The organism is Sinomicrobium endophyticum (assembly GCF_052983315.1).
This window is the reverse complement of the sequence record NZ_JBRKIS010000025.1, coordinates 262996-284588: the sequence shown is the minus strand read 5'-3', so window position 1 is coordinate 284588 and position 21593 is coordinate 262996. Positions and strand designations below refer to the sequence as shown.

Here is a 21593-nt window from a genome sequence, read left to right as displayed (position 1 = left end):
TTTACTTTTATTTGATCCGTTATTTAGTTTTTCCGGATGATGAACAAGCAAACCTTTACCGTAGATGAAGCCAGGCGAAAACTGGAACATTTTTGTGCTTACCGCGAGCGATGCCATAAAGAAGTAGTGGCAAAACTCCGGGAGATGAATATGATACCGCTGGCGGTAGATACTATAGTGGTACATCTTATTGAGAATGGTTTTCTGAATGAAGAGAGGTTCGCAAAAAGTTTTGCCCGGGGAAAATTCCGGATAAAAAAATGGGGTAGGCAGCGTATAGTGAGAGAACTTCAGGCAAGGGAAATATCTGCTCCCAATATCCGTGAGGGCCTTAAAGAAATACCGGAAGAAGATTACCTGGATACCCTTCATGAAATTGCGGAAAAGAAATGGAGCCAGATTAAAGATACACTTTCCCCGGGTAAAAAACAGGCCGAAGCCCTTTTTCGGGGCAGAAAAAAATTGTCAGACTACCTTTTGTACAGAGGATGGGAAAGCCATTTGGTATACGAAAAGGTAAACGAACTTACCGGCTGACCTTTATTTGGAGCTAAATCTGTATGTCCAGTTCCCTATGGGTTTTTACTACTGCCTGTTCGTTTTTATAATCTATCCAGGCCTGTCCTTTTTGTTTTCGCATAAAATTGTCGAAATGGCGCATAACAAGTACATTGTATGCTGCCTTTGCCAGGTTCAGGGGCTTGCGTGGAAAAGCGCGTAGACTCATGGAGAAACCGGGGGTCAGGTACTTCATATAATGCCAGTACCCCTCCGGCATATAAAGCATTTCCCCGTGTTCCAGGTTGGCAATAAACCCTTTTGCCTTTTTCAGGGCCGGCCATTTGTCGTAATCCGGATGGTCAAAGTCGATATCCTCCCTGGAAATAAGAGAATGCGGGATTTTGTACATGTACCTGGTCTGGTCCGGGGGAAGGATGATACACTGTTTTTTACCATGAAAATGGAAGTGCAGTATATTCGAATAATCAATGTCGAAATGCATGAACACCTTGCTGTTTTCTCCTCCGAAGAATAGCATGGGGAGTTGTTTTACCAGCCGCAGACCAATATCCGGCCATTCGAAATCCTTTTGAAGCATCGGTGCCTCCTTCATCAGGTTATATAAAAATATCCTGTAATTGGTAGGTTCTGTTTCCAGGAGTTTAATATATTCCCGCATTTTCATTCTGGCATGCGGCTCATTAAAACCGTCTTCATGGCTAACAGGCCGGTCGTCATAGAGAGGTACCGTTTTGTCTCCCGCAATACGGTCTACATAATCGAAATGCCATTTTTCGTATGCACCCCAATCTTTGGTAAGCTCCTGAACAACCACAGGCTTTTGAGGCTTTACATACCGGGCTACAAAGTCCTCTTTTGTGATGTTTCTTACACGAGGGATTTCCTGTAGTTGCATACGAAAATACATTGAATTTTAACCGGGCAAAGTTAAAGAATTGTTTCAAAAATGTTTATAAAAATTTCATTTAAGTGATTTTCCCGACCTTGTGTATGTCAGAGAGCAGTACTTTTTACATGCTTTGTTTCGCATTTAAAATATACCGGGATTCCGTACCCGTGTCCGTGTTTGTATATTTTAAAATATTTCCGAGGGATACTGTCCTGGTATCTTTTTGTATATCTTTATATGAAAAAGCGGCATGTAATACCTCCTTCCTGCCTGGCAGACAGCATTCCTGATAAGAAATAGTGCGGAAAGCGGTTGTCGGGACCGGCACAGGCAGAACACGGGTTTACAGGTTAAAAACTCTTTCGGGCAAGAGTATGTCAACAGTTTGCCACCGAACGGACGGTTATTGGTTAAAACTATACCGGCATTGGCAGAAACTGTTGAAAAGCAATAATACTTGTCGTACTTTTGTATAAAAATTGCACTATGAGGATTAAAGATATTCAGGAAGAAATAGTTGCGGAGTTCGCTATGTTTGACGATTGGATGGAGCGTTATGAATATATGATAGAACTGGGCAAATCACTTCCTCTTATTGATGAAAAATATAAGACGGATGACAATCTTATTAAAGGATGTCAGAGCAAGGTATGGGTACATGCCGAACTTCAGGAAGATAAATTGTGTTTCACGGCGGACAGTGATGCTATAATAACCAAAGGTATTATAGCAATATTGATAAGAGCATTTTCCGACCAGGCGCCCAAAGATATTATTGAGGCCGATACGCAGTTTATTGACGAAATAGGATTAAAAGAACACTTATCCCCAACCCGTGCCAACGGACTGGTGAACATGATAAAACAACTGAAAATGTATGCCATAGCATACCAGACACAGTTAAACTAAATTCCGGTTGTGTCTGATATGCCGGTAGAAAATGATTAAACCCGAGAAATTATGAGTGCAGAAACAACCATAGATACTACAGAACTGGGAGAAAAGATCGTGAAGGTACTGAAGACGATCTACGATCCGGAAATTCCGGTAGATATATACGAACTGGGACTTATATATGATGTCTTTGTCAATGAAGATTATGATGTAAAGATATTGATGACCTTAACGACTCCCAATTGTCCGGTAGCCGAAACACTTCCTGTGGAAGTCGAGGAAAAAGTAAAATCCATTGACGGGTTAAAAGATGTGGAAGTGGAAATCACCTTCGATCCGCCGTGGAACCAGGACCTGATGAGTGAAGAGGCAAAACTGGAACTCGGATTGCTTTAAACCGTAGCGGGCATATATTGTTATGCACGCCATTAATTAAGTGCAGAAGAAAATGGCAGAAGAAATTATAAATCGGGTAGCGCAGAGCAAACTGGTAACCGTAGACCCCGGCGATTATTATCCCGAGGGAAAGAGAGTGCAACTGGATATAAAAGACTGGCTTTATGAAGGTTTTATACTGCGGGAGAAAGATTTCCGGCAGGCGCTCAAAGACCACGACTGGAGCCGGTATGAAAATGCCTATGTGGCACTCACCTGTTCTGCCGATGCCATTATTCCGGCATGGGCTTTTATGCTTGTAACCTCTTATTTAACTCCTTTCTCCAGGAAAGTGGTGGTAGGTAATACGGAGTTATTGGAAACTGTCGTTTACCGGGATGCACTGAAAAATGTAGATTTTCAGCAATATAAAGACCTTCCTGTCATTGTGCGCGGTTGTGCCGAAAAACCCGTACCCCAAAACGCGTATATCATGTTGGTGGAAGAACTTCAGAAATTCGCAAAAAGCGTTATGTATGGGGAAGCTTGTTCGTCCGTTCCGCTATTTAAACGATAAAAACGCGCGTTTTATCGGTGTTGTGTGTTAAAAAACTTCTTACTTTTGTCAGAACGAGAAGTCCGAATTACGTTTGCGGGCTTAAAAATTAAAAAGTAAGAAGATGAAAAAAATTGTATTCGTATTAGCTTTTATTCTGGGCGTAACAGTGGTAAACGCACAGGTATTGAGTGAAGATTCTTTTAACCAGGGACAAGACACCGTAAGGCCCGAAGGATGGATCCGGGGTGGTAATGTTACCTTTTTGTTAAACCAGTCCGCATTTTCTAACTGGCTTGCAGGAGGAGAAAACAACGTTGCGGGTAATTTAGGAATCAATTACGATTTTAACTATAAAAAAGGAGACTGGACCTGGGATAATAAACTTATCGCAAGCTACGGTCTTACCAAACTGAAAGGACAGAATACCAGGAAAACGGATGACCGTCTGGAATTCAATTCCCTGGTAGGTAAAAAAGCTTCCGGTTACTGGAGTTATTCTTTCTTTGCCAATTTAAGAACGCAGTTTACAAACGGGTATGATTACCCCAACGATGCCGCCGAAGAATTTCAGACTTCAGGGTTCTTTAAACCGGCTTACGTTACTTTCGGCCCCGGTATGTTGTGGAAAAGAAGTGAAAACCTGAAGGTTAACATTGCTCCCGTAACTTCCAAAATGACTATTCTAAGCGGGGAAGTGTTTACTTACGATAAAGGCCTGGGTGAGTTTATGTCCAGTAATGATGTGGAGACTTTTGGAATAGATCCGGGTAAAAGCTTACGTTATGAACTGGGTTTTTATGTAGAAGGATACTACAAGTTTAACCTGATGCAGAATGTGACTGCTGAGAATATCCTAAACCTGTATTCCAACTATCTCGAAGATCCGCAAAATGTGGATATCAACTATACGTTGAACCTCGTGATGAAAATCAATAATTACCTTTCAACAAATCTTATCTTCCAGACCATATATGACGACAATGCCTATAAAGGATTCCAGATCAGGGAAGTCTTTGGTCTTGGCGTTAACTTCGGATTTTAGGGTATCATAGCCTTTTCCGGTAGAACGATAAAATAAGAGCCTGCACGGATTTTTTTCGGCAGGCTCTGTTCTTTTTACGGTTCGTCTATGAATTCCGGATAGAGGAAGTTGTTGTAAGGAAAGCGGCTGACATGTATTTTCCGGACTTCCTCGTAAACCTTTTTACGGAATTCGTCCAGGTTTTCCTTGTTGATCGCGGAGATAAACAGCGCTTGTCCGTTTGCCCGGTTCATCCACGTACGTTTCCAGTCTTCTATGGTAAAGTGCTTTTCGGATTTTTCCGTGGCCAGGTCATCCGAATCTATGGTTTCATGGGTATACTGATCAATTTTATTGAATACCATAAGAGTCGGTTTGTCTGCCGTATCTATTTCCGCCAGTATCTGGTTTACCGAAGCAATATGTTCCTCAAAGTTGGGATGTGAAATATCTACCACATGGAGCAGAAGGTCGGCTTCCCGTACCTCATCCAGTGTACTCTTAAAGGATTCTACCAGCTGGGTAGGCAATTTACGTATAAACCCTACCGTATCACTTAAAAGGAACGGCAGGTTGCCGATAACGACCTTTCGCACTGTGGTATCGAGTGTGGCAAAGAGTTTGTTTTCGGCAAAAACATCGCTTTTACTGATAACATTCATCAGGGTAGATTTTCCTACGTTGGTATATCCTACCAGTGCCAACCGTACCAGGGCGCCCCGGTTTCCCCGCTGGGTGGCCATTTGTTTGTCTATGGTTTCCAGTTTTTTCTTTAACAGGGCAATACGGTCACGAACGATCCGGCGGTCCGTTTCAATTTCGGTCTCTCCCGGTCCGCGCATACCTATACCCCCGCGCTGTCTTTCGAGGTGTGTCCATAGCCCGGTAAGCCGCGGAAGAAGGTATTCGTATTGTGCCAGTTCTACCTGTGTCCGGGCATAGGATGTCTGTGCCCGCTGTGCGAAAATATCCAGAATAAGACTGGTACGGTCCAGTATTTTGGACCGGAGTATCTTCTCTATGTTCTTTTGCTGGGCCGGAGAAAGCTCATCGTCAAAGATCACTGTACCGATTTCATGTTCTTCCACATATGCGGATACTTCGTCCATTTTACCACTTCCGATAAAGGTCTTCGGGTTTGGGACATCGATTTTTTGAGTAAAGCGTTTCACTACTTCCCCGCCGGCTGTATACGTGAGAAATTCCAGCTCGTCCAGGTATTCGTTAGACTTTTCTTCATCCTGCTCCCGGTTTATAACACCGATGAGCACTACTTTTTCATAATCTAAGGTCTTTTTTTCTAGCATATAATATTACAAGATCAACAATAAGTACCGGTCATTCCATTTTACAGGATTCGAATCCTGATTTTTGCAACTATCATCTTATAGTAACAAAATGTATATGTGAAGGTTAAACGAAATACAAAGGTACATAATTCCATACTTTTCAGAGAATTTTATTTGGAAGATACAGGGGAAAACAAGAGCCTGTTACGATATTGTCCTGCTTTTCTGCCCGGCCCTGACAAAATAATTTCTTTACCTGCCTTGTAATTACTATTTTTAGTCTTGCAAAAACGGACTTTCACCCTATGTTTTTTAAGAAAAAGCCTTCTCCGGAACTATATACCATCGGATTTTATAATGTGGAAAATCTCTTTGACATCTATAACGATCCGGACACCCTGGATGACAATTATACTCCTGATGGAGTTTTGTACTGGACGAAAAAGCGATATGGGAAAAAGTTATATAAACTTGGGAGAGCCATAGCTAATATCGGTTATGATACCAGCAGAACGGCACCCGTGCTGGTAGGGCTTGCCGAGGTGGAAAACGGGCAGGTAGTCCGCGAACTCCTGGAATCCCGCTCTTTAAAAAATAAAGGTTACGATCTCGTTCATTACGACTCTCCTGATGAAAGAGGGATAGACACCGCGCTTATTTACCGAAGCAGGTATTTCAGCGTGCTTGCCTCCGAAGCCATCCCTTTGATTATTGACAATGTAAACGGAGAACGTGATTATACGAGAGATATACTGCACGTAACCGGCCTGTTGAACGGGCAGCGCATACATGTACTGGTAAATCACTGGCCTTCGCGCAGGGAGGGAGGAGAAGATACGGTTTATAAACGCATAGCCGCGGCACAACTGGTGCACGAGGTAATGGACAGGATAAGGACCGAAGAAACTGCTCCCGTATTTATTATTATGGGCGATTTTAATGACGACCCGTTTTCTAAAAGTATCAAGGAATATTTGCTGTCCCCGGATTTGTACAATCCTATGGAAAGATTATTTTCTCATGACAGGGGTAGTGCCAATTACAATTTTAAATGGAACCTGTTTGACCAGATATTGTTCTCCCGCGATTTTTTCACCGAAGAAAAAGGCACGCACAGTTTTGTGCAGGCGGCAATTTCCAATAAACGTTTCCTGGCGGAATGGACGGGGAGATTTAAGAACACTCCTTTTCGTACTTATGCGGGCAGAAGATACCTGGGTGGATACAGCGATCATTTTCCGGTGTACATTCAGCTAAGACTAAACGTGTAGGATAGCGTCTTCGGGCAGTATGTCCTCTCCGCGAAACCGGAGGAAAACCTGTGCAGTGGCAATGACATCTTTTTCGCAATAGGTAATAATCCGGTCCAGGTCCTTGTCATTATAAAAGACATCCCTTACCTGGCTGCCGTCTATATCGTCTTTGGGTGAAGGTACCCGAAGGATACTGGTAAGCAACTTCAGGGAGGTATAATGTTTGTAATCTCCGAACTTCCAGAGTTCCATCGTATCCAGATGAGGTACTTCCCACGGTTTTTTGCCGAACAGGTTCAGCTTAAACGGAATGTGTATACCGTGGATTACCATGCGGCGGGCAATGTAAGGAAAATCAAACTCCTTGCCATTGTGAGCACACAGGAGGTGGTAGGATTGACTGAAATGGCTTTCCAGAAGATTCTTGAAATCGATGAGAAGTTGCTTTTCGTTGCCATGAAAAGATGTTGTGCGAAATTGTTTTTCGTTACCCTTGGGCGAAAAGTACCCGACGGATATGCAGATTATTTTTCCGAATTCCGCCCATATTCCTGCCCGGTCATAAAATTCTTCCGGAGTGTATTCGTCCTTACGCTGGTATTCGGTCTTTTGCTTCCACAGTTCCTGTAGTCCTTCAGAAAGATTGTTAAAATCCTCTTCCCCGGGCACGGTTTCTATATCGAGAAACAGTATGTTCTCTAAAGGGATCTTGTGTAACATACTATTCCAGGTTTAGCATGGTATAAGCCTCTTTGATATAGGTATAAAAATCGCTGCTGTGCGGGTCATCATCGGTTTGTTCTCCTTTCCGGTGCCCCAGGCGTACCAGGATAAGGTTGTCTTCCGGAATGGCAATGACATATTGTCCCAGATGCCCGCGGAGATAAAATATTTGTTTGTTTCGGTAGTTGCTGAGCCAGAAGCCATAACCGTATTCCGGGGAATCGGCAAATCCAGGGGTTACGGACTTAGAGACGAAAGAAGGATCGAGCAGTTGTTTTCCGTTCCATTTGCCCTGATCTTTATACAGTTTCCCGAAACGGGCAAAATCACGGGCATTGCTGGCTACGCAGCAATAGGCTTTTTCCAGGCCGTCCTTTTCACTGTCCAGTTGCCACAAGGCATCGTTTTCCGCTCCCATGGGCTTCCAGAATTTTTCCGAAAGGTAGTCGGAGATGGATTGTCCGGTAGCTTTTTCCAGTACCATGGCCAGAAGTGCGGTATTTGCGCTGAGGTATTTATAAGATTGGCCGGGCTCTTCCGAAACTTTCAACCCGAGAATAATATCGCGCAGGTTATCGTCAAAATAAGCCCTGGTGGTGATAGAGAACGGACTGTAATAAGATTCGTCCCAATTAAGTCCGCTGGACATGCAAGAGAGATCACCCACGGTCATCTTTGCGGCCATACCATCCGAAAATTCGGAAAAGAAATCGCTTACCGGTTGGTCGAGCCCTTTTATCTTGCCTTCCATAATGGCCTTTCCCAGCATGGCAGATACTATGCTTTTGGCCATCGAAAAAGAATTGCTTTTAGAATCTTTGTTGTAGTCCTCATAGTATTTTTCATACCATATACTATCGTTTTTAATAATCAGAAAGGCTACGGTGCCCAGTTCCCTGTTAATTGCTTCCAGTTTTTCGGTAGCCATGGCTTTATTGTAGTCTTGGTGAATGGGCCAGGGTTGCGGAGTTCCGCTTTTTATCACCCGGTTATCAAAGGAGGTGTAATCTTCCAGGTAGGCGGTGTTGTGTCCCGTGCCGTAAGTAACCATCACAGCTTTGATGAGATAACCATATCCGAACAGGTAAAGGGAGGCTATAAGCACTACCAGCAGGGCAAGGAACCACTTAAAAAATATCTTCAGGAATCTCATGGAAAAGGACAGGTTTAATAAAGTTAAAAACAATAAATTTTATATCGGGATGGTTTTACATTCAGAACAACGATTGCTGTTTATAGGGGCTTTCGTGTTCGAGCAGCCATTTCTTTCGCCATAAACCCCCTGCATAACCGGTAAGAGAACCATCATTGCCAATCACCCGGTGGCAGGGTACTATGATCCACAAGGGGTTTTTGCCATTGGCCCCGGCCACGGCACGTATTGCTTTTACATCGCCCAGTTTTTTAGAGAGTTCCAGGTATGACATGGTTTTGCCGAAGGGTATTTTCAGGAGTTCATCCCATACTTTTTTTTGGAAATCCGATCCTTCCGGGTTCAGCTTCAGGTCAAATTCAAGGCGTTCTCCTTCAAAATATTCCCGGAGCTGGTATACACAATCCTCCAGTTCTTCCGGAAGCACCTCATCATATTTTACATCTTCGGTATTGAGGACGGATACGGAAGAAATACCGTTTTCGTCTCCTGTTATTCTTGCAGGTCCAAGAGGGGTTTTCAGATATACTGTTTTCATGATTCTTCTTCGGTGTCATCAATAATTCCCAGTCTTTTGGCACGGAGCTGCCAGTTTCGCCTGGCAAGGACCTGTAAGTCCTCTACATTGTCGCTTTCATCTACGATTTCCAATCCCAGAAGGGTTTCTATAACGTCTTCCATGGTTACGAGTCCACTAACAGAACCATATTCGTCAACAATAAGGGCAATATGGTCCTTTTGCAGTATAAAACTCTCGAACAGGTCGGGTATGGGGAGGCCTCTCTGGATAACCAGTATGTTGCGCCGGATGTCTGCGAGTTTAAGGTCACCGTTACCGTTAATGATCTCCTCCATAACTTCGTCTTTGAGGATAAACCCCGTGATGTTATCCGGATTGTCTTTGTAAACCGGAATCCTGGAGAAACGCAGTTTGGGATTATTCTTAAAAAAGGTTTCTATGGTAATGTCTTCGGAGGCTGTTTTGATAACGGTTCTTGGAGTCATAATGTCCTTGGCATGTACCTCGTTGAACTGCAGTAGATTTTTAATGATCTTGCTTTCCCCCTGTTCAAAGACGCCTTCCTGTTCGGCTATGTCTGCCATAGCTGAAAAATCTTCGCGGCTGAAGACCGATTCATGGGCCTGTTTGCCCCCGATAAGCCGGGTTGTGAGACGTAGTGTCCATAATATGCCTGTATATTGCAAAGGGAATATGATCAGGTTCAGTGCTTTTGAAGTAAAATTGGCGAGTTGTTTCCAGAAAGTGGCACCGATGGTTTTCGGTATGATTTCGGATATTACGAGAATCAGGGCAGTCATTACGGCCGAAACGATACCCACGGCATTGTTACCGCTACCGAACGTTTTTTCGGCCTGTACCCCGACAAGGATAGCTCCTACCGTGTGTGCCACCGTATTAAAGGTGAGTATGGCTATCAACGGTTTGTCCACATCGCTCTTTAATGCTTCCAGGTTGATGGCGTAATTTTTACCTTCCCGTTTTTTCAGGTTTATGAAAGTGGGTGTTATACTTAACAAAACAGCTTCCAGGACGGAGCACAAAAAAGAAAAGAGTATGGATATGACAGCATACAGGATTAATAAAGTCATCTGTTTTATATGTTTATGTATGCTAATTTAGGAAATAAAACCCTAAAGGGGATGATAACCCCGAGAAAGATATGAGTAAAGACAAAGGAAAAAGGTCACGTGGAAATAACCATGTGACCTTTCCTCATTTAGCCCTGCCTAAACTTGTCAAAAATGTCTCGATAGACGAAAAATATACTCAAAAATCAATTTTTTCTGGTTATGTTAACGGGCCCCGGTGAAGAACTTCCGTGTTGAGGTGCCTTACAAAGCGGTCCGTTTCGTATAGGATAGCTTCCGCTTCGAGCGGGTTTTCGTAAGAATCGTCGAATACGGAAATAACACAGGTTCCCTGTTCCTTTTTGGTAAAAACGATAGAGATATTCTGTAGAACTGCCTTGGAATTTTTGCCGTTATTCCAGGATTTTTGTACACTACAGACATCGAAATCCTCCAGGTTCACTATATTGAAATCCTCTTGTTTTTTGTGATAGTTCAATAGTTTTTTCCCTTCGGTGTCCGATACGAATACATGGTTAGCTATACCGACAGTATTCGTTTTTCTGATATGGTTCTCCGAACATATTTTTGTGATGCGGTTGTTCAGTTTCTTCTTCTTTGCATTTTCTTTGCCCAAAATGTAGATAATAGGCGCCATAAAGATAAACAGGAATGCAATTCCCATTTCCAGAGATATTATATCCATCTTTTATTTTTTTTGATTAACAATGTGATACGGCTATACGATCCGGTTTGTGCTTGACTACATCAGGAGTATTGCCAATTCAAAAGGGAGATTGTAAAATCAATAAAAAAAATGGAAAGGAAATATGAGCTGTTCTATATAATGTTTAAGGTCTGTTGCTCCGGAAGAGCGTGCGGATTTCGCAGCCGCTGCATTGAGCAGCTCCGGTAATGCATTATACAGTAGTTCCGGTACGGGAAGCCCGGAAGGCAGAAGTTTTATTTTACCGGAAAAAAAAGTACGGGAAGATTCTTCTTCACTTATAATACCTGCAAAAGCGGAAGCTTTTGCAATACTCAGCGAAGTGCGATCTTTCGTATTGTACGATACGGTCTTTACCTGTATTCCGGGAAAAGGTCCCAGGACAGAAGCCAGCCAGAACAAAACGAAAGATAAGGCTATGTATATCTTATACCTTTGCTTTTTCACGACGCAAAATTACTTTAAAACAGTATTATGCAAACTAAATTGAAGTTAAAATTTTAGATGATCTCTATGAAAGACCCCTGCCTGAAGGAAATTTTCATCATTTTTTACGCTACTATTGTTTTTCATAAGGGGTTTTTATTATTTTTATCCGCACCCCGATTTGTATTTGTTTCATGAAAAATAAAGAGAAGTTACCGTTTTGTCTTAATTGCGGGACTGCATTGGGAGAAAAGGAAAATTACTGCCCTTCCTGCGGACAAGAGAACTGGGATCAAAAAGTGCCCCTGAAGGCATTTCTTGCAGATTTCTTTTCTACATATCTGAATTTTGATTCCACCCTGTTTAAAACAGCCCCGGTATTTCTGTTTAAACCTGGCAAGTTGACCAATGTTTATAATGAAGGGAAAAGGAGGGTATATCTTAACCCTATCCGCCTGTACCTGGTAATGTCCCTGTTTTATTTCTTTGCGATTAGCCTTATCATACCCCGTAACTTGTTCGATCGTGTAATGGCCGGGGATTATACGGGTATAGTTGGAGATGGTGGCATACTGGAGAGGCCGGAGGTAAAGAATGCCCTGAACGAGAAGGACAAGGCGGAACTGGATAGCCTGCTGAATCAGGCACAGGCCAAAAACCCAAGTGTGCTGAGTGGCTTGGATACGCTGACCACAAAACTCGGGGGTTCCTCCGAAGGAAAATTAGGATGGAAAGAACTTAAACTTCTGGCACAGGACCCGACGGTGTCGGACAGTGCTTTCGGGCGGGCTGTGGAAAACAGCAACCTGAAAGGAGTAGACTTTGTCAGTTTGGAGGGAAAGCGGAACTTTGTAGCCAATTCCAATCTTTTTCTGGTAGGTTTCGCGCGGAACCTTCCGGTGATGATGTTGTTTTTATTGCCCTTTTTTGCCCTGACGTTAAAACTCCTTTATCTTAGAAGGCCCAGGTACTATGTAGAGCACCTTATTCACGGATTGCACCTGCACAGTTTTGCCTATCTGATTTATGGCATCGGTATAGTTATGATTCATTTCAAGATGGGCAATACCAATTGGGTGTCTGTTATTTCCTTCCTTTTGGTATCCGTCTATGCCTATATTTCCCTGCTGAATGTTTACCGACAGGGCTGGTTCAAAACGCTTGTGAAGTTTAATATACTGGGATTCGTATATTTCCTTCTTTTCTGGATGGCCTTGTCCTATGAATTATATCTCTCCCTGCGATTTTTGTAAAAACTATCGGGGAATATGCGGAAATACGTAGATTCCCCGATAGGTGTTTTATTTTAAAAGGCGTACGGCGTCTTTGGCAAAATAGGATGCTATGATGTCTGCTCCTGCACGTTTTATGGCGGTAAGTTGTTCGAGGACTACCGCATCGTGGTCCAGCCAGCCTTTTTCTGCGGCTGCTTTTATCATGGCGTATTCTCCGCTGACCTGGTAAACGGCTACAGGTACGTCAAATTCGTTTTTAATATCCCTCACGATATCCAGGTAGCAAAGACCGGGTTTAACCATAACGATATCTGCCCCTTCGTCAATGTCCATTTCGGTTTCCCGAAGGGCCTCGATACGGTTGCCGTAATCCATCTGGTAGGTCTTCTTGTCTTTCGGAACGTCTTTCCGGTCAACCGGGGCAGAGTCCAGTGCATCCCGGAAAGGGCCGTAAAAGGCAGAGGCGTATTTAGCACTGTAGCTCACAATACCGGTTTCGGTAAACCCATCGTCTTCCAGGGCTTCACGGATAGATAATATACGGCCGTCCATCATATCGCTGGGCGCTACAAAATCTGCCCCGGCCCGGGCATGGGAAAGGCTCATTTCCGTAAGGGCATCTACAGATTCGTCGTTCTGTATAATCCCGTTTTCCACAATACCGTCATGGCCGTAAGAGGAATAAGGGTCGAGAGCAACGTCTGTCATAACTACCATTTCCGGAACGGCATTTTTAACGGTTTTTATTGCCCGCTGCATAAGGCCGTCCGGATTTACCGCTTCGGTGCCTTTATTGTCTTTCAGGTTGTCAGGGACTTTTACGAAGAGCAGAACGGACTTTAATCCCATTTTATACAACTCTTTTACTTCCTTTTCCAGCAGGTCCAGGCTGTAGCGGTAATAGCCGGGCATGGAGGCGATCTCTTCCTTCAGATTTTTACCTTCCGTAACAAAGAGTGGTACCAGGAAATCGTTGGGTGTAATAATAGTTTCCCTGACCAGTGAGCGAATGCTTTCACTGGTTCGTAGGCGTCTATTGCGTTTTAAAGGATACATAATATTATGGTTTTATCTTGAGTTTGTCATTAATTTTATCTGCCTTGCGGACCAGCTTCTCCGGTGCCTTAAACCGGTAGCCTATAAAAATTTGAAAAAAAGGAATGTTGTCCTTTATATAGGTGGAATGATCTGTACTGTGATTCAGAAACAGGTAACTGTAATGCAGGCCGGTATATATATTGGAAAGGTCATATGTCAATGAGCCTTTAAGATTTAATTCGGTTAAGAGAGACGTAAACGATCCTTCTTCGGAATTCGAATGATTCAGGCCGATGCCTGCCGAAATACCGGCAGACAGCAACAGGTTTTTTGCAGGCACTACATTGTAATAATAAGCCGGTGCAAATGCTATATCCAATAAATGGAACTCCTGGTTTAACGAGTCCATATGGATATTCAATTTTGTGTAATAGTATACCACGCCGGGAATAAAACTTCCGGCACTTTGCAGTTGTTTCTCGTCTTGGGAAACGATGGCCCGGTACGAGAATTTATCATTTAAAATATAAGATGTCGCTCCGCCAATTTTAAAGGATTTCATCTCGGGATAATAAGGGCTTATGTTCTCGTATTCGACAAAAAAGCCTTTTTGGCGGTATAAATCCAGGGTTTGCATCCACTTACCGAAATAGGCCCTCAGGTTCAGGTTAAATAATTTTGAGTGCCTGTTGTCTTTATTCTCTGCCAGGAAATCGGGGGCAACGGAATAAGAGAGCGAAATGTTCCGGAAAGCTACCGAAGCGCCGATGCGGTCCTGTTTATTGGGGACCAGCCGGATAGCATCTTTTGAGTTTTTGTCATTTAAATTAAAAGAATTCGAGGTGTTCACATAAAATAATCGGGTTGTAATCCTATTGGGAAATGATTGGATATAGTCATCTTCTTTATCATAGACAATCTCTTCTGCAATTTCCTGGGCGAAAGCCGGAAAGCCGAAAAAAAGAATAAAAGAGATTGAAAATAATCGTTTCATACCCAGGATTTAGGTTTTTTAAGGACTTCGAGCAATCTTTCTTCCTCACTCCCCTCTTCCGGGTGATGGTCATAGACCCATTGTACGCGTGGAGGGAGGCTCATCAGTATACTTTCAATACGCCCGTTGGTCTTTAACCCGAACAGGGTGCCCTTGTCGTGCACCAGGTTGAATTCCACATACCTGCCCCGGCGGATCTCCTGCCAGGTACGGTTAGCTTCGGAGTACGACAGTTCTTTCCGGCGCTTGACAATAGGGAGATAAGCGTCCGGGAAACTGTCTCCCACTCCGGTAACAAAAGCGTACCAGTCTTCTACTGACATTTCTTCGGAAGGCCTGCAATAATCAAAGAACAGGCCGCCTACACCGCGGGATTCACCTCTATGCGTATTCCGGAAATAATCGTCGCACTTCTTCTTAAATTCCGGGTAGAAGTCCGGGTGGTGTTTGTCACAAACGGTTTTACAAACCTGGTGAAAGTGTACGACGTCTTCATCGAACAGGTAATACGGGGTAAGGTCCTGCCCGCCACCGAACCACCGGTCTACGATGTTCCCCTCTTTGTCATACATTTCAAAATAACGCCAGTTGGCGTGCACGGTAGGAACAAACGGATTTTTCGGGTGAAGTACCAGGCTCAGTCCGCAGGCAAAGAAATCAGCATCCCTGACATTAAAATAGTTTTGCATGGATTCCGGAAGTTTTCCGAAAACCCGGGAAATGTTTACGCCTCCCTTTTCAAAAACCTCACCGTTCTCTATAACCCGCGTACGTCCCCCGCCACCGCCGGGACGTTCCCATAGGTCTTCGCGGAATTTTGTGGTACCGTCTTCTTTTTCCAGGCCGGAAGTGATGGTGTCCTGAAGATCTTGTATGTATTGATAGAACTTGTGTTTCATTGGTGTTACCGGTTTTTTTACTCTTCTTCTATATGGATCAGTCCGGAGTAGTCTGCATCGGAGGGAGTGGTTATTTTTTTACTCCCTGTCATGGCATTCTTCAGGTATTCCGCGATATTGCTGTCGGACAGGTCTTTCTCCTCGCGCAACCATGTATCCGCTATTTGCCTGCCTATGACATTGTTGTGCAGATCCATAATTTTGGCGAGCTCTTTATTAGGAGCAAATTCTTCGTGCCAGTCCGTTATTGTTTTAGCCCATTCCAGGGATTTTTCCCTGTTCTTGTTCCATTTCATTGCTTCACGGGCAATCAGTATGTTCCACAGGGCATGACGAAAGGCATTGGCCCTGCCGTTGCCCCGGTGTTTTTTGGGAAACAGGTCGCCGGAAATACGAAGACTGTTTGTCGTTGCTTTTGCCGTTGGAATAAGCATAAGCGGATGCTTAGCAAACAAAACCATAAGGCTTAGGATTTGCCGGAATTTCAGATGCCGGATTAATTTCCATAACGACATAGCCCTTTGTTTTTAAACTACACCTGGTTCTGCCGGACCTTACCGGGCAGACCTCAATATTCTTTTACCGCGTCTATAAATGCCCTGGCATGGTCTACCGGGATATTGGGCAGTATACCATGACCGAGATTTACGATATACCGGTCTTTTCCGAATTCGTTTATCATCTGGTGTACCATTTTTTTGATGGTTGCCGGGGGAGATAACAATCGGGAAGGATCGAAATTTCCCTGGAGGGTTATTTGCCCTCCGCTCAAATAGCGTGCATTCCGGGCGGAACAGGTCCAGTCCACTCCAAGGGCACTGGCCTTGCTTTTCCCCATTTCATGAAGTGCGAACCAGCATCCTTTCCCGAATACGATAACCTTGGTGTAAGGCGCCAGGGCCTCCACGATCTGGTTGATGTATTGCCAGGAGAACTCCTGGTAATCTACGGGAGAAAGCATGCCTCCCCAGCTGTCGAAAATCTGGATGGCATTACATCCTGCCTTTACTTTTTCCAGGAGATAGGCTATGGTAGTATCGGTTATTTTTTGCAACAGTCTATGCGCTGCTTCGGGCTCAGAATAACAGAAACCTTTTGCCGTGTCAAAACTTTTGGAACCTTTTCCTTCCACCGCATAGCATAAGATAGTCCACGGAGAGCCCGCAAACCCGATAAGGGGCACTTCATCGTTGAGCTCCTGTTTGGTTAGTTTTATGGCATCCATAACATATCCCAGGGTCTCGTGGATATCCGGTACGGTTACCTTGTCAACATCTTGCGATGACCGGACGGGATTTGGAAGCCAGGGCCCCACATTTTCTTTCATCTCCACATCAATACCCATAGCCTGGGGAATTACCAGGATATCCGAAAACAATATGGCGGCATCGGGTTTTACGATACGGATGGGCTGTACGGTAATTTCGGCAGCAAGTTCCGGGGTGCGGCAACGGGTAAAAAAATCATACTTGTCGCGTAACGCACGAAACTCAGGCAGGTATCTTCCGGCCTGGCGCATCATCCACACCGGGGGGCGTTCTACGGTCTCCCCGTTGAGGGCTTTCAGAAACAGGTCGTTTTTTATCATAGATTATACGGTTATTTATGTGAAGGAGGGGTGTACAATAGTGTTTTTGTGGTCCTCCGGGATTTATATCTTTTTAAAATATTTTGCAACGCCTGCAATAACGCTTTCCACTTCGGGAGTATTGGCTATTACAATGTTTTTTGTTATCCCCTTTAGGGCTTTTGCCGTAGTGGAACCGATGCAAAAACAAATTTCATCGGCGATATTGTTTTCCGTGAGGAAACTCTCCACGCCGGAAGGACTGAAAAAAAGAATTCCTTCCGGCCGGCTTGCTATTTTACGCGGAGCCAGCTGTGTCGTATAGGCTTCTATCTCATTAAAGTCGATATGATGTGCCGAAAGCGTTCCCGGGAGATCATCTTTTCTTAAATTACCACAAAAGAACGTGAACCTGTAATTGGCATAATTTTGAAGAATCTCTGTAGCGAGTTCTTTGGCGTAGTCTTTTCGTACCACTACTTTAAATCCGTTCCGTTTCAGCAGGTCAGCGGTTTTTTTACCTACACAAAAGCAAGGTTTGTTTTTCAGCGCTTCGCTGTTTTTATGTTGTAATACACTTTTTACGGCATTGCTGCTTGTAAAAATAAGATGGTCTTTGATAGAAATGAGGTCCACATCCCTGTATGCTATCTTTATGAAATCTGCCTCGATAAGCCGGAATCCTGCATATAGCAATAAATCTCTTTGACCGGGAAGCAGTTTTTTTGTGGATAATATGCGGGGATTGTCATGCTTCATTCATGGAACAGAATTTGGCAATGTCTTTATTGGCGCCGAAAACTACAAGAATATCGTTGGCCGTGACTACAGTGTCCCTGTTTACGGCTCCCATTACTTTGCCCAGGGATTGCCTGGTTCCGAAAAAGGTCGTTTTGACCTCTTTGCGGATAATGGTAATGATATTGAGGTTATATTCGTTCCGGAAATCGATATCCTGGAGGGTTTTCCCTTCAAATTCGGGCAGGGCCTTAATTTCGGATATGGAGTGATTAGGATCCAGTTCGAAATTGTTGATCATGCTTTTCAGGTTGATCTTTTTGGCCAGCGCCTCGGCAAATTCCTGTTCCGGATGAACAATGATCTCTATTCCCATGGCATGGAGGACCGTATCGTGAATGGCCGAAAGGGAACGGCTTATGATCTTTGCTGTGGACAGTTTTTTAATGATCGCGGTTGCAATAATCGTGGCTCCCTCGTTTTCCCCTATGGCAATGACAGCTATATCCGCACTTTTAAGAGGAATAGATCCGTAAGCCATTTCATTGGTAGCATCCATACATACGGTATGGGCAATAGTGTCCTTCAAACGGTCTATCTTCTCCATTTTGTTATCCACACCGATAACTTCATTTCCCGTTTCGGTCAGGTACACGGCCAGTGATGACCCGAAGTTGCCCAGTCCGATAATTATAATTTTCATGCGTCCTTTATTTTAAGAGGAAGGCTCTTAATGCCTTCCGGGATCGGTCTTTGTTAAAAATCAGTTTATTAAAATATTCTCTTCCGGATACTGATACGAATGGGATTGTATACGGCGGAGCATACCTATAAGTAAATTAAGTAACCCTATCCTGCCGAAAAACATGACAAAGGTGAGTACGTATTTACTCGGATCGCTGAGTTCCCCGGTAATACCCAAAGATAGTCCTACGGTGCTGTATGCCGAAAAGACTTCAAAAGCAATCTGGATCAGCGTGAACTCTTTTTCGAATATCAGTAATAACAAAATGGCATTCCCGATAACGATCAGGGAAATACATATAATAGCAAATGCCCTTCTTACGGATTGGTTGTTTACTCTTCGCGTTCCGATCTCTATATGTTCTTTGCCTTTGGCCGTGGCTATGATGTTGAGGGTAGCCAGTGCAAAGGTACTGGTTTTTATACCACCCCCGGTAGATGCAGGTGATGCCCCGATCCACATCAGTAATATGATAAAGAGAATAACAGGCATTGTCAGTTCCGAAAAATCTACCGTGTTAAAACCGGCGGTCCGGGTAGTTACCGACACAAAACTGGCGGTAGTGAGTTTGCCCCAGAAACCCTCGTGGTCTTTGAGTGTATTGTTCTGTTCTCCGAAGAAGACGAATACGGTACCAATAAAGAGGAGGATAGAGGTACTTACAATTACGATTTTGGAGTTGAGGGTAAGTACCCTTACCGGTTGTTTGAACTTCCGGAAGGTAATGAGGTTCAACAGCAGTTTCTTGGCATACCGGATAAAGTTGAAAGCTATGTTATAACCCAGTCCGCCAAGAATAATAAGATACATGATAATCCACTGAAAAGTATAGGCATGGCTGATATTCTGGTCGTAAAGCCCATCCGATAAGATGGAAAAACCGGCATTACAGAATGCGGATATGGAATGGAAAATAGAGAAAAACAACTTGTTTTGTATGTCGGGGATATCGTGAATAGAATAAAAGATAAAGACAGTGCCCACGAGTTCCAGTCCGAAAGTAAAAATAACCACCTGCATTGCCATTTTCAGCACGTCGTTCAGTTGTTCGGTACCCATGAGGTCTTTTATGTTAAGACCTTCCTGGAACGAAGTCCCCCCTTTGAAGAAAAAAGCAAAGAAGGATGTAAACGTAAGCATACCTATCCCTCCGAGTTGAATAATAACCAGGATGATGGTTTGCCCCAGAGAGGTGAATTCCGTGGCAGTATCCATAACAATAAGTCCTGTTACACAAACTGCGCTGGTGGCGGTGAAAAGGGCATCGATATAGCGAATGCCGTCAGTTGTAGCGTTAGGAAGCATTAACAGGAAAGAGCCTATGAGCGCTATGACCATAAAACTGCCTATAAACAGGATCAGCGGATTGTGATACACCGTATAGAGTTTCCGGAGAAGATGGGTTAGCCGGAGTAAAAAATACAATATAAGCCCGACATCGATGATATAGGAGATGTCCCTTATTTTGTGGATGCTGTCAAAGTTCCCGAGAAAGAAAACAGTAAGAGTTACGACTACAGTACTTATCAGAACAATAAGGTTAGCCCTGTACATCCGGTTTACTGTCGGGTTTTTGGATATGTAAAGCCTTGCGAAGTTCAGTCCGATAAGGGCAATGGCAATTAACAGCAGGGTCAGTGATTTGTTGTATATGAGGTGATAATCTGCCTGGTACCCGAAATCGATAACCAGAAATACGATGAGGATTATGTCCGTAAAGCCGTAAATCCTGGAAAGAGGGCTTTTATAGTTTTTATAGTTTTTTTTAGGCATCTTTCATCCGAAATATATTCCTCTGTTTACCCGTAATTATCGGGATATGAGTGGTAAACCAATGTGGTGCAAATTTCATAATAAATTATATAAACTAAAAAGATAAAGGAGGTTTATTCAAAAATAAAGTGCGCCGCGAAGTTTTATCCCCGGTTTCCGGGAGCGATTTTTATGAAGAAACCTTGCCTTCGGGGCCTTTGGTTTCGTGTAGTTTTATGAGGTTCATGGTCTCCTTTCCTCCGTTTGCCAGGATTTCCAGGGCACATGTTTCTCCGAAACGGATGTAGCTGTCCAGGGCAACCGTACGGTTTACGGTGTGCCTTCTCTTTCCGTCCGGGGAAAGCAGAACACCGGCAAGGGTTATTTCGTTGCCTTTTATTTCTGCTTTGGCGCCTATGGGGGCAGTACATCCGCCTTCAAGTACACGGAGGAACTGCCGTTCCACATGCGTGCATATTTCGGTTTCCCGGTGGTTTAGTTTCGACAGGCACTCTTTACTGTATGAATCGTTTTCCAGGGCTACTGCCACCATAGCGCCCTGTGCAGGAGCAGGGATCATCCAGTCCAGTGCAATGCGGTGTTCCGGGTTGATTTTCGTTCCGGTAAAAGGAGAGATTCTTTCCAACCCTGCAGCCGCGAAAATCGCACCCTGCCAGTTGCTGTCCTGTAATTTCCGCATGCGTGTATTGACATTACCCCTGAGGTTCTCTACGGAATGCTCCGGATAGCGATGAAGCCATTGTGCTTTTCGGCGCAGGCTGCCTGTGGCTATGGTTCCCGTTTTTTCAAGGAAAGAAAGGTCTCCCTTGTGTACCAGTATATCCGAGGCATCCGCGCGTTGTAATACAGCTGCCTGTACAATACCTTTGGGCAAGGCCGTGGGGACGTCTTTCATGCTGTGCACGGCAACGTCTATTTTGCCCTGTATCATGGCAACATCGAGGGTCTTGGTGAAAATTCCCGTAATTCCGAGTTCGTATAAGGGCTTGTCCAGGATAATGTCTCCGTCCGATTTTACCGGGACTATCTCGGTCCGGCAACCCAGTTGTTCCAGGCCGTCTTTTACCTTGTTTGCCTGCCACAAGGCCAGTTCGCTGTCTCGGGTTCCTATACGGATAGTTTTTTCCATGATTTCGGTTTTACCACATCGGGAAAGATAAGGTTTTCCCGGCATTTCATGTGG

General features: G+C 44.0%; 24 protein-coding genes. 7 read left to right on the top strand and 17 right to left on the bottom strand.

The window, feature by feature from the left end; translation table 11 throughout:
• Nucleotides 1–36: 36 nt before the first annotated feature.
• On the top strand, nucleotides 37–537 hold the full coding sequence (locus ACVBDU_RS09925) for a regulatory protein RecX (protein ID WP_447179592.1): 501 nt from the start codon (nucleotides 37–39) through the stop codon (nucleotides 535–537).
• A 13-nt stretch (nucleotides 538–550) separates the two neighbouring features.
• Here ACVBDU_RS09925 and ACVBDU_RS09920 read toward each other — a convergent pair whose 3' ends face one another.
• Nucleotides 551–1417, bottom strand: coding sequence for a cupin-like domain-containing protein (locus tag ACVBDU_RS09920; protein ID WP_447179591.1), 867 nt, complete (start codon nucleotides 1415–1417; stop codon nucleotides 551–553).
• Nucleotides 1418–1897: 480 nt separating this feature from the next.
• Between ACVBDU_RS09920 and ACVBDU_RS09915 the strand changes: the two genes are divergently transcribed.
• From ACVBDU_RS09915 to ACVBDU_RS09900, 4 genes are all read left to right on the top strand, one after another.
• Nucleotides 1898–2320 carry a SufE family protein gene (locus ACVBDU_RS09915; protein WP_447179590.1) on the top strand — a complete coding sequence of 141 codons (423 nt, stop codon included), beginning with the start codon at nucleotides 1898–1900 and terminating at the stop codon, nucleotides 2318–2320.
• A gap of 51 nt (nucleotides 2321–2371) precedes the next feature.
• Entirely contained in the window at nucleotides 2372–2701 is a 330-nt protein-coding gene (locus tag ACVBDU_RS09910) for an SUF system Fe-S cluster assembly protein (protein WP_447179589.1), read from the top strand.
• A 52-nt stretch (nucleotides 2702–2753) separates the two neighbouring features.
• Nucleotides 2754–3257 (top strand): DUF2480 family protein, encoded by a 504-nt coding sequence (locus tag ACVBDU_RS09905; protein ID WP_447179588.1) that lies wholly within the window; start codon nucleotides 2754–2756, stop codon nucleotides 3255–3257.
• 103 nt (nucleotides 3258–3360) lie between these two features.
• A complete protein-coding gene (locus tag ACVBDU_RS09900) occupies nucleotides 3361–4281 on the top strand; it encodes a DUF3078 domain-containing protein (RefSeq protein WP_447179587.1) in 921 nt (306 codons plus the stop codon).
• Between the two features lie 74 nt (nucleotides 4282–4355).
• On the opposite strand, the gene hflX is transcribed toward ACVBDU_RS09900, so the two are convergent.
• Nucleotides 4356–5567 carry a GTPase HflX gene (gene hflX, locus ACVBDU_RS09895; RefSeq protein ID WP_447179586.1) on the bottom strand — a complete coding sequence of 404 codons (1212 nt, stop codon included), beginning with the start codon at nucleotides 5565–5567 and terminating at the stop codon, nucleotides 4356–4358.
• 287 nt (nucleotides 5568–5854) lie between these two features.
• Between hflX and ACVBDU_RS09890 the strand changes: the two genes are divergently transcribed.
• The gene (locus ACVBDU_RS09890) at nucleotides 5855–6820 is read left to right on the top strand and encodes an endonuclease/exonuclease/phosphatase family protein (RefSeq protein WP_447179585.1); all 966 of its coding nucleotides are present in this window, start codon (nucleotides 5855–5857) and stop codon (nucleotides 6818–6820) included.
• Here ACVBDU_RS09890 and ACVBDU_RS09885 read toward each other — a convergent pair.
• From ACVBDU_RS09885 to ACVBDU_RS09860, 6 genes are all read right to left on the bottom strand, one after another.
• A complete protein-coding gene (locus tag ACVBDU_RS09885) occupies nucleotides 6809–7522 on the bottom strand; it encodes a 3'-5' exonuclease (protein WP_447179584.1) in 714 nt (237 codons plus the stop codon). The genes ACVBDU_RS09890 and ACVBDU_RS09885 overlap by 12 nt on opposite strands.
• A gap of 1 nt (nucleotide 7523) precedes the next feature.
• The gene (locus tag ACVBDU_RS09880; protein ID WP_447179583.1) at nucleotides 7524–8678 is read right to left on the bottom strand and encodes a serine hydrolase domain-containing protein; all 1155 of its coding nucleotides are present in this window, start codon (nucleotides 8676–8678) and stop codon (nucleotides 7524–7526) included.
• 61 nt (nucleotides 8679–8739) lie between these two features.
• Entirely contained in the window at nucleotides 8740–9216 is a 477-nt protein-coding gene (locus ACVBDU_RS09875) for a methylated-DNA--[protein]-cysteine S-methyltransferase (protein WP_447179582.1), read from the bottom strand.
• Complete coding sequence (locus tag ACVBDU_RS09870; RefSeq protein WP_447179581.1) at nucleotides 9213–10289, bottom strand: CNNM domain-containing protein; 1077 nt, start codon at nucleotides 10287–10289, stop codon at nucleotides 9213–9215. The genes ACVBDU_RS09875 and ACVBDU_RS09870 overlap by 4 nt, the downstream gene beginning before the upstream one ends.
• A gap of 199 nt (nucleotides 10290–10488) precedes the next feature.
• Nucleotides 10489–10974: a hypothetical protein gene (locus ACVBDU_RS09865; protein ID WP_447179580.1), complete on the bottom strand. Its 486-nt coding sequence runs from the start codon at nucleotides 10972–10974 to the stop codon at nucleotides 10489–10491.
• Nucleotides 10975–11073: 99 nt separating this feature from the next.
• Nucleotides 11074–11442, bottom strand: a complete 369-nt coding sequence (locus ACVBDU_RS09860; RefSeq protein WP_447179579.1) for a hypothetical protein — start codon at nucleotides 11440–11442, stop codon at nucleotides 11074–11076.
• A 173-nt stretch (nucleotides 11443–11615) separates the two neighbouring features.
• Here ACVBDU_RS09860 and ACVBDU_RS09855 point away from each other — a divergent pair, with 173 nt between their 5' ends.
• Nucleotides 11616–12674 (top strand): DUF3667 domain-containing protein, encoded by a 1059-nt coding sequence (locus tag ACVBDU_RS09855; RefSeq protein ID WP_447179578.1) that lies wholly within the window; start codon nucleotides 11616–11618, stop codon nucleotides 12672–12674.
• Nucleotides 12675–12722: 48 nt separating this feature from the next.
• Here ACVBDU_RS09855 and hemB read toward each other — a convergent pair whose 3' ends face one another.
• The 9 genes from hemB to hemC form a co-directional block, all read right to left on the bottom strand.
• Nucleotides 12723–13712 carry a porphobilinogen synthase gene (gene hemB, locus ACVBDU_RS09850; protein ID WP_447179577.1) on the bottom strand — a complete coding sequence of 330 codons (990 nt, stop codon included), beginning with the start codon at nucleotides 13710–13712 and terminating at the stop codon, nucleotides 12723–12725.
• A 4-nt stretch (nucleotides 13713–13716) separates the two neighbouring features.
• Nucleotides 13717–14688, bottom strand: a complete 972-nt coding sequence (locus ACVBDU_RS09845; protein WP_447179576.1) for a DUF4421 domain-containing protein — start codon at nucleotides 14686–14688, stop codon at nucleotides 13717–13719.
• Nucleotides 14685–15587 (bottom strand): oxygen-dependent coproporphyrinogen oxidase, encoded by a 903-nt coding sequence (hemF, locus tag ACVBDU_RS09840; protein WP_447179575.1) that lies wholly within the window; start codon nucleotides 15585–15587, stop codon nucleotides 14685–14687. The genes ACVBDU_RS09845 and hemF overlap by 4 nt, the downstream gene beginning before the upstream one ends.
• A gap of 17 nt (nucleotides 15588–15604) precedes the next feature.
• Nucleotides 15605–16048, bottom strand: a complete 444-nt coding sequence (locus ACVBDU_RS09835; RefSeq protein ID WP_447179574.1) for a DUF6973 domain-containing protein — start codon at nucleotides 16046–16048, stop codon at nucleotides 15605–15607.
• A gap of 107 nt (nucleotides 16049–16155) precedes the next feature.
• Nucleotides 16156–17175: a uroporphyrinogen decarboxylase gene (hemE, locus tag ACVBDU_RS09830; RefSeq protein WP_447179573.1), complete on the bottom strand. Its 1020-nt coding sequence runs from the start codon at nucleotides 17173–17175 to the stop codon at nucleotides 16156–16158.
• Between the two features lie 63 nt (nucleotides 17176–17238).
• The gene (locus ACVBDU_RS09825; protein WP_447179572.1) at nucleotides 17239–17913 is read right to left on the bottom strand and encodes a uroporphyrinogen-III synthase; all 675 of its coding nucleotides are present in this window, start codon (nucleotides 17911–17913) and stop codon (nucleotides 17239–17241) included.
• Nucleotides 17903–18595 carry a potassium channel family protein gene (locus tag ACVBDU_RS09820; RefSeq protein ID WP_447179571.1) on the bottom strand — a complete coding sequence of 231 codons (693 nt, stop codon included), beginning with the start codon at nucleotides 18593–18595 and terminating at the stop codon, nucleotides 17903–17905. The genes ACVBDU_RS09825 and ACVBDU_RS09820 overlap by 11 nt, the downstream gene beginning before the upstream one ends.
• Nucleotides 18596–18655: 60 nt before the next feature.
• Nucleotides 18656–20410 (bottom strand): TrkH family potassium uptake protein, encoded by a 1755-nt coding sequence (locus ACVBDU_RS09815; RefSeq protein WP_447179570.1) that lies wholly within the window; start codon nucleotides 20408–20410, stop codon nucleotides 18656–18658.
• Nucleotides 20411–20579: 169 nt separating this feature from the next.
• Nucleotides 20580–21539, bottom strand: coding sequence for a hydroxymethylbilane synthase (hemC, locus tag ACVBDU_RS09810; protein WP_447179569.1), 960 nt, complete (start codon nucleotides 21537–21539; stop codon nucleotides 20580–20582).
• Between the last annotated feature and the right edge of the window lie 54 nt (nucleotides 21540–21593).